General features: G+C 72.6%; 7 protein-coding genes. 3 read left to right on the top strand and 4 right to left on the bottom strand.

Annotated features, from left to right (window positions below; genetic code table 11):
- Positions 1 to 34: 34 nt before the first annotated feature.
- The gene (locus tag ACFV0Q_RS34695) at positions 35 to 391 is read right to left on the bottom strand and encodes a nuclear transport factor 2 family protein (protein WP_385010972.1); all 357 of its coding nucleotides are present in this window, start codon (positions 389 to 391) and stop codon (positions 35 to 37) included.
- 218 nt (positions 392 to 609) lie between these two features.
- Between ACFV0Q_RS34695 and ACFV0Q_RS34690 the strand changes: the two genes are divergently transcribed.
- Entirely contained in the window at positions 610 to 1,965 is a 1,356-nt protein-coding gene (locus ACFV0Q_RS34690) for a pyridoxal phosphate-dependent decarboxylase family protein (protein WP_385010970.1), read from the top strand.
- Between the two features lie 166 nt (positions 1,966 to 2,131).
- On the opposite strand, the gene ACFV0Q_RS34685 is transcribed toward ACFV0Q_RS34690, so the two are convergent.
- From ACFV0Q_RS34685 to ACFV0Q_RS34675, 3 genes are read right to left on the bottom strand one after another with little or no spacing between them, the layout of a single operon-like run.
- The gene (locus ACFV0Q_RS34685; protein ID WP_385010969.1) at positions 2,132 to 3,829 is read right to left on the bottom strand and encodes a nitrite/sulfite reductase; all 1,698 of its coding nucleotides are present in this window, start codon (positions 3,827 to 3,829) and stop codon (positions 2,132 to 2,134) included.
- Between the two features lie 34 nt (positions 3,830 to 3,863).
- Positions 3,864 to 5,042 carry a hypothetical protein gene (locus tag ACFV0Q_RS34680; RefSeq protein ID WP_385010967.1) on the bottom strand — a complete coding sequence of 393 codons (1,179 nt, stop codon included), beginning with the start codon at positions 5,040 to 5,042 and terminating at the stop codon, positions 3,864 to 3,866.
- Complete coding sequence (locus ACFV0Q_RS34675; protein ID WP_385010965.1) at positions 5,039 to 6,784, bottom strand: hypothetical protein; 1,746 nt, start codon at positions 6,782 to 6,784, stop codon at positions 5,039 to 5,041. The genes ACFV0Q_RS34680 and ACFV0Q_RS34675 overlap by 4 nt, the downstream gene beginning before the upstream one ends.
- 357 nt (positions 6,785 to 7,141) lie before the next feature.
- On the opposite strand from ACFV0Q_RS34675, the gene ACFV0Q_RS34670 reads away from it, so the two are divergent.
- Together ACFV0Q_RS34670 and ACFV0Q_RS34665 are read left to right on the top strand one after the other, a co-directional pair.
- On the top strand, positions 7,142 to 7,825 hold the full coding sequence (locus ACFV0Q_RS34670; protein WP_385010963.1) for a phosphoadenylyl-sulfate reductase: 684 nt from the start codon (positions 7,142 to 7,144) through the stop codon (positions 7,823 to 7,825).
- 26 nt (positions 7,826 to 7,851) lie between these two features.
- Positions 7,852 to 8,003, top strand: a 152-nt coding sequence (locus ACFV0Q_RS34665) for an adenylyl-sulfate kinase (RefSeq protein ID WP_385010623.1), incomplete at its 3' end; no start/stop codon positions are given.

The following is an 8,003-nucleotide window of genomic DNA, read 5'->3' as shown; positions in this document are numbered from 1 at the left end:
GGATATCCGGCCCGTGCCCCCTCTTCGGTGTGCGTCAGCCCTTGATGTAGCCGAAGCTCTCGGCGATCAGGCCGCCTTCCAGGCGGGTCACGTTCACCCCGCGCACGAAGCCCTGCGGACCGGCGCCCCAGCGCAGCGTCCAGCGGCACACGGCGCGCTCGCCGGCCGTCCAGACCTCCTCCACCTCGAAGGTCATGTTGTCGTTGCCCGCGATGGCGCTCCAGAACTGCAGACATTCGTCGTATCCGGAGTGCTTGGAACCGTCCGGGGCGGGCCCGGAGTTCTCCAGCTGGCAGTTCGGGGCGAGGAGGTCTTTCAGCAGGCTCGGGTCGTGCTGCTGGAATGACTGGTTGAACTGGTCGATAACCTTGCGTGTCTGCTCGTCGGACATCGGGACTCCTCATGTCTCATGGCTCGCCGCGGGCGGCCCGCCGGTCGGAACGGGCCACAGGAGAAAGTAATACAGTCCAACAGCCCCTGGAGTCCACGCGGTTCGGGTAACCGGTTGTTCCGGCCATTTGGGTCAGTCGCATGTCAGTGCCTGACGCCTACGTTAGTACTATGACCACAGCAGACAGTGCGCCTCTCGCATTGGCCTATCAGCAGGCCATGGATTATCTGGCGGGTCTCGCCGATCGGCCGGTGGCCGCCACTGCCGGCTCCGAACAATTGCTGAAAATGTTCGGTGGCCCGCTGCCCGCCGGGCCGGTCGACGCGACCGACACCATCGAAGTCCTCGGCCGGGCCGTCGCCGAAGGCGGCATTCCCACCGCCAACGGCCCCCGCTACTTCGGCTACGTCACCGGCGGCACCCTGCCCGTGGCCATCGCCACCGACTGGCTCGTCGCCGCCTGGGACCAGACCGCCAGCCTGTACAACCTCTCGCCGGCCATCGCCGTCGCCGAGGACGTCGCCGCCCAGTGGGTCCTGGAGCTCCTGGGCCTGCCCGCGCACGCCTCCGTCGGCTTCCCCACCGGCTGCACCATGGCCCACCTGACCTCCCTGGCCGCCGCCCGGCACAAGCTCCTCGCCGAGGCCGGCTGGGACGTGGAGCGCGACGGCCTGGGCGGCGCGCCCGACGTGGCCATCGTCGCGGGCGCCCAGCACCACATGACCATCGACCTCGCCGCCCGCTACCTGGGCTTCGGCACGGCCCGCATCCGCAACGTCCCCGTCGACGACAAGGGCCGGATGGTCCCCGAGGAGCTGGAACGCGTCCTCGCCGGGATCGAGGGGCCGGTCATCGTGTGCGCGCAGATCGGCGACGTCAACTCCGGTGCGATCGACCCCGTCGGCGAGATCTGCGACATCGCGCACCGGTACGGGGCCTGGGTGCACGTCGACGGCGCGTTCGGCCTGTGGGCCGCGGCCAGTCCGAAGCTGCGGCCCCTCGTCGAGGGCGTGGAGCGGGCCGACTCGTGGGCGCTGGACGCCCACAAGTGGCTCAACGTCCCCTACGACTGCGGCATCGTCGTCATCGCGCACCCCGAGGCGCACCGGGCGGCCATGCTCAACGAGCGGGCCGGCTACCTGCCGCCCGGCACCGACGGGGAACGCGACGCCATCGAGTGGGTCCCCGACTTCTCGCGGCGCGCGCGCAGCCTGCCGGTCTGGGCGGCGTTGCGGTCGCTGGGGCGGTCGGGGGTCGCCGACCTCGTCGAACGGTGCTGCGCGCACACGCGGCGGTTCGGGGAGCACCTGGCCGGGGTGGAGGGCGTCGAGCTCCTCAACGACGTCGTCCTGAACCAGCTCATGGTGCGCTTCGGCGACGACGACCAGGTCACCCGGAACGTGATCGCGCGGATCCAGGACAGCGGGACCTGCTGGTTCGGCGGGACCGTCTGGGAGGGGCGGGCCGCGATGCGGATCTCGGTCGTCAACTGGCGGACCACGGAGGCCGACGTGGACCGCAGCGCGGCCGTCATCCGCGAAGCCCTCGCCGCGGAGCTGGCCGCCGCCTCCTGACTCCGTCCCCTGCCACCCCCCACCCAGGCCGGGCCCGCCACCCACGGGCCCGGCCTGCCGGCGTGTCCGGCCCCCGCCGCTGCGCGGGGCTTGCCCCGGGTAGGGGAACGCGAAGCGGCCCGTACCCCCCGCCGGGAGGTACGGGCCGTCGCGCGTGGGGGACGGGTTACTGCAGGGCCGACTCGTCGCAGTGGGTGACCCACGTCGCGAAGGACTCCGAGGCGTCCGCGCGGCCCGCCAGGTAGCCGCGGGTCAGGCGTTCCACGAAGTCCGGCAGGTCCGCCGCCGTCGTCTTCAGCCCGCGCAGCTTCCGGCCGAAGCCGCCCTCCTGGTCCGCGGCCAGCGTCAGGCTGCCGCCCAGGTGCACCTGGAAGCCCTCGACCTGCCGGCCGTCCTCGTCGGCGACCAGCTGCCCCTTGAGCCCGATGTCCGCGACCTGCGTACGGGCGCACGAGTTGGGGCAGCCGTTGAGGTTGACGGACAGGCCCACGTCTTCGCCCGCCAGGCGCTTCTCCAGTTCCGCGACCAGCGTCGCCGCCCGCTCCTTGGTCTCGACGATGGCCAGCTTGCAGTACTCGATCCCGGTGCACGCCATCGTGTTGCGCCGCCAGGGCGAGGGCCGGGCCTGGAGGCCGATCTCCGCCAGCTCGGCGACCAACGGCTCCGGCTCCGCCACGTCCAGCACCAGCAGCTTCTGGTACGGCGTCAGCCGGACCCGCCCGCTGCCGTGCGCCTCCGCCAGGTCGGCCAGCGCCGCCAGCCGCGTCCCCGACAGCCGCCCGGCGAGGGGCGCGGCGCCCACGTACGACAGGCCGTCGTTCTGCGGGTGTACGCCGATGTGGTCGATCGGCTCCGGCGGCAGCGCGGGCGCCGGCCCGTCCAGGAGCGGCCGGCCCAGGTACTCCTCCTCCAGGACCCGGCGGAACTTCTCCACGCCCCAGTCCGCGATCAGGAACTTCAGCCGCGCCCGGCCCCGCAGCCGCCGGTACCCGTAGTCGCGGAACAGCCGCGCCACCGCCACCCACACGTCCGGGACGTCCGCGAGCGGCACCCACACCCCGACGTGCCGGGCGAGGATCGGGACGGTGGACAGCCCGCCGCCCACCCACATGCCGAAGCCCGGCCCGTGCTCCGGGTGCACCGCGCCCAGGAACGCCAGGTCGTTGATCTCGTACGGGATGTCCGGCAGCCACGACACCGCCGACTTGTACTTGCGCGGCAGGTTGGAGAGGGAAGGGTCGCCCACGTACCGGGCGGCGATCTCCCGTACGGCCGGGGTCGCGTCGAGCACCTCGTCCGCGCCCACCCCCGCCACCGGACTGCCCACGATGACGCGCGGGCAGTCCCCGCAGGCCTCCGTCGTGGACAGGCCGACCTCCTCCAGCCGCCGCCAGATCGCGGGCACGTCCTCGATCCGCACCCAGTGCAGCTGGATGTTCTGCCGGTCGGTGATGTCGGCGGTGTTGCGGGCGAACCGCACGGAGATGTCGGCGATGGCCCGCAGCTGGGGACCGTCGAGGGTGCCGCCGTCGCTGCGCACCCGCATCATGAAGTGCTCGTCCTCCAGCTCCTCCGGCGCCAGCGAGCCGGTCTTGCCGCCGTCGATGCCGGGCTTGCGCTGCGTGTACAGCCCCCACCAGCGCATCCGGCCGCGCAGGTCGTCGGGGTCGATGCTGGCGAAGCCCTCGCGGGAGTAGACCCGCTCGATGCGCTCGCGCACCAGCAGCGGGTCCTCGATCTGTTTGAACTCCTCGTTGGGATTGAGCGGTTCCCGCTCGCCCAGCGCCCACTGTCCGTCGGGGCGCTTGGCGGCGGGCCGGGCGGTCCGTGCGGTCCGGACCGGCGGCGCGACTGTTTCCGTCATCTCCGTGTGCTCCTACGTGGGCTGGTGGAGGGGGTCAGGTGGTGCCGAGGCCCGCGACCGGGACGATCATTCCGCTGGGCAGCCAGCTCGTGGACTCCTCGTGGTGGTGACCGCCGGAGCCGCCGCTGCCGGGTACGTAGAGCACGGCCGTGGCGTACAGCCGGGCGGGCGCCGGGCCCGCCATCCCGCGCGCCACGCGCCAGGCCTCGTACCCGGCCGCGGTCGGGAGTTCGCCCGGCAGGCGGCTGCCGAGCGCCGTCAGGTACTCCACCGCGGCCGGGCTGTTCGGCGCGTACCGCAGCGGGATGAGCTGGCCCGCGCTCGGCGACAGCAGCGGGGCGGTGAACAGCCAGGGCGCCAGGTAGGTGCCCTCGGCGGTGGTGCGGCCCGCCTCGACGTCGCGTACGGCGGTGTCCGCGCCCGCCCAGCCGGCGGTGACCACCAGCGGCTGCCGGCTCCCGTCCGGCTTTCCTACGGAGATGCCCGCGCGGGCGGCCGCGGCACGCACCTCGGCGGCTGCGGCCCGGCCGCGCGGCGAGGCGTCCTCGGCGAGACCGAGGGAGCGGGCCCCGCGTCCGGCGAGGAAGCCGACGGTCTCGCGCAGCGCGGCCGCGTCGGCCTCCGCGAGCCGGTCCGCGGGGCAGCCGGCCAGGGGCTCGGCGTCGCCCCCGACCACGGCCCCGGCGGCGGCGCTCGCGCACTCCGGCCCGTCGGCGCCCCGCACGTCGGCGGTGGCCCGCCCGCCGCCCGCGCGGCCCGTGTCCACGGCCAGGGGGGCGCTCGCCCCGCCGGCGGAGACCCACACCCGCCCTGGCCCGGCCGACAGTTCGACCGGCACCCACGTCAGGGCCGACCCGGGCCGCCGCTCGCCCTTCGCGAGGCGGTCCGGGCCGGTCCCGGCCCAGGCGTCGGGGGCGCCGACGGCCACCAGGTTGTACCCGGGCCGGTTCGGCACCACCATCACCGGGACCTGCCGGGCGCCCAGCACGAGCGAGCCCAGCAGCGGGCCCCCGGCCACCGGCTTGGCGGCGGAGGGGGAGGGGGACAGCAGCGGCCCGCCCCACACCCCGGCCAGGACCGCGCCCGCCACCGCCGCGGCGAAGTACGCCGAGGCGGTGGCGCGGCGGGCGAGCAGCCGGGTCCGCAGGAGCAGCAGCAGGCCGAGCGTCAGGGCGGCGGTCAGGACGACCGCCGCCGGAAGGACAGCGCTCACCGTCGTACGACGCTGTCGCTGACCACGAACAGGACGCCGTGCGGCTGGCTGTCGCCGGTGTCGCCGTGCGGCCAGGAGGCCCGGTTGAAGCTGACGCAGGGCTTGCCGGTGTTCTCGTCGCGGAAGGACCGGTCGAGGGAGATCTGGCCGCGCCGGTCGAGGTCGAACATGCACACCCGGTGGTCGCCGCCGCCGCCGAAGGACCCGGCGACGAAGTAGTTGGCGACCGCGATGCGGCTGACGTTCTGCGTCTCGCGGTAGACGCCGTCCGCGCCCCGCTTGAAGTTGTCCATCGCGCCCCAGTGCGGGCCGCCCGAGCTGACGTCGCGGATCGGCACGGTGCTGACGAGCTCCGGGCAGTCCCGCTCGTGGCCGCCCCGGCTCGCCTCGGCGAGCTCGTCGACCGAGCACTTGGCCTTGTCACCGGACGCGAGGAGCTTCTGGATGTCCAGGACGTAGATCATGCCCGTGGTCCCGTCCAGCGGCTTCCCGAAGGGCACCGACTGGCCCATCACCGTGTGGAAGAGGAACCGGTCGTCGGGGCTGACGGCCAGCCAGCTGCCGTTGTCGCCGCTGCCGGTGACGCCCGGGTCGCGCTGGAAGCTGCGGTAGGCCGTCGTGTCGTCGAAGACCTCCTTCCACTGCGGGGCGGGCGCGGTGATGTCCGGCGTGTAGAAGACGGCCCCGCCGGCCATGGAGGAGACGAACGCCCCCTTGTGCCCGGGCCGGTTGGTCAGCGCGGTCTCCATGACCACGCGGGACTCGCGGAAGAAGGCGCGCTGCTCCTGCGCCCCGCGCGGGCCGTCGGCGACCTTGGACACCGAGCGCAGCGTGGGGTCGTCGCGGTTGGTGATGTCGAAGACGCGGACCGTCTGGCGGGCCAGGTTCTCCTTCAGCTCCGAGTCGGGCGTCATGAAGTTGCGGGCCTCGGCGAAGTCGCTCGCGACCATCACGTTCAGGTCCTCGCGGACGGCCACCCCGTGCGGGTTGGCGCAGGTCGCGGCGGGCAGCGCCGGGACGTTGGCGCACTGGGCCGGGTCCTCGCCCGCCGCGGTGGCCGCCGGGATCTCGGCGAGGGTCTTGCCGTCCTTGCCGATCCGCACGATCTCGCCGGGGGAGCCGGCGGCGCCGTTGCCGACCCGCACCTGGCCGTTGGTGTAGGTACAGGGGCCGGTCACGTTCGGGCCGCCCATGTACGTGCCGTACGCGGTTCCGTCGCTCAGCACCTGGTAGGCGTCGGGCAGGGTCCCGCAGGGGGTGTCGACGCTCGAGTTGACCCCGGCGATGGTCAGCGCGGGCAGGGCCTTCGCGTCGAAGACGAAGGTGGTGTCGCTCATGATGCCGCCGGCGTAGATCCGGTCGCCCTTGTGCCACACGTACTGCATGTGGTGCGGCTCGTTGCCGTTGTTCGGGCCGACGGTGACGGTGTTGGCGACCTTGCCGTACGTGGGGGAGCCCGGGGTGGCGTCGATGACGCTGAGGAAGTCGGGCGCGGGCTGCTTGGCCGGGCCGGACCAGACGAGCATCCACTGCCGTCCGGGGCCCTTGGAGGCCGGCACCAGGTGGTTGGTCGCCGAGTACGTGACGCCGTCGCTGCCCTGGAAGGTGGAGGTCCAGGTCTCCGGCGTGCCGGCGGCGGCGGGGTCCGCTCCGGTGAGCATGGAGGCGGTGAGTCCCACCGCCGACAGACACAGTGCGAGGCGGCGTATCAGCCTTCCTCGGCGCAGTCCTTGCAGTCTCATTTCTCCGCGTGCCCTCTCCGGGGTGTCGGCCAGAATGCGTAAACCGGCCAGTGGGTGGCTTCATTCGCTGGGTCCGCAAATTCTGGCCCGTCGGCCAGCACGGGATTAGATGCAATTTCCGGCCCACTATGACACAAGGGCGCTGGCGGTCCGCTGATAGCACGCTTACCGCTCCCTGACCGTGCTCCGCAAATCCCCTGAAAACCATGAAATCCCAGGTGAGAGGCCCAGGTGGGCCGCTTCGGGCGGAAAGTGCCCGCGATCAGCGAACCGTCAGTGCTTTACGTGTCCGTATTGCTAATCTCGGCAAAGCAATTTCCTGACCGTGCGCCGCGTTCCCTGTGAAGGAGCCGCCGGATGACCGATCTCGAAAAACTGGCAGAGCGGGCGGGCCGGGAACTTGAATATGCCCCGGCGCCGGAAATCCTGCGGTGGGCGGCCGAGACCTTCGGGAGGAAATTCTGCGTGACCTCCTCGATGGAGGACGCGGTGGTCGCCCACCTCGCCTCCCGGGTCTTCCCCGGCGTGGACGTGGTGTTCCTCGACACGGGTTACCACTTCGAGGAGACCATCGGGACCCGGGACGCGGTGGAGGCGGTGATGGACGTCAACGTCATCACGCTCACCCCGCGTCAGTCGGTGGCCGAGCAGGACGCGGAGTACGGCCCGAAGCTGCACGACCGCGACCCGGACCTGTGCTGCGCGCTGCGCAAGGTCAAGCCGCTGGAGGAGGGCCTGACCGGCTACGACGCGTGGGCGACGGGCCTGCGCCGTGACGAGTCCCCGACCCGGGCGGACACCCCGGTGGTCGGCTGGGACGAGAAGCGGCGGAAGGTCAAGGTCTCGCCGATCGCCCGCTGGACGCAGCACGAGGTGGACGCGTACGTCGCCGAGCACGGGGTCCTCACCAACCCGCTGCTGATGGACGGTTACGCCTCCGTCGGCTGCGCCCCGTGCACCCGCCGGGTGGCGGAGGGCGAGGACGCGCGCGCCGGCCGCTGGGCGGGGCGCGGCAAGACCGAGTGCGGACTGCACGGCTGATGCATCGACTTACGGAGACTGAGCTGATGAGCGTGAGCGACCAGGGCGCCACGGTGTGGCTGACCGGGCTGCCGAGCGCGGGGAAGACCACGATCGCCTACGCGCTGGCCGAGCGGCTGCGCGCCGAGGGCCACCGCGTGGAGGTCCTCGACGGCGACGAGATCCGCGAGTTCCTCTC

Origin of the sequence: Streptomyces sp. NPDC059564 (assembly GCF_042735575.1) — a bacterium.
Classification (GTDB): Bacteria; Actinomycetota; Actinomycetes; order Streptomycetales; family Streptomycetaceae; genus Streptomyces.
This window is presented reverse-complemented; position numbering and strand designations above follow the sequence as displayed.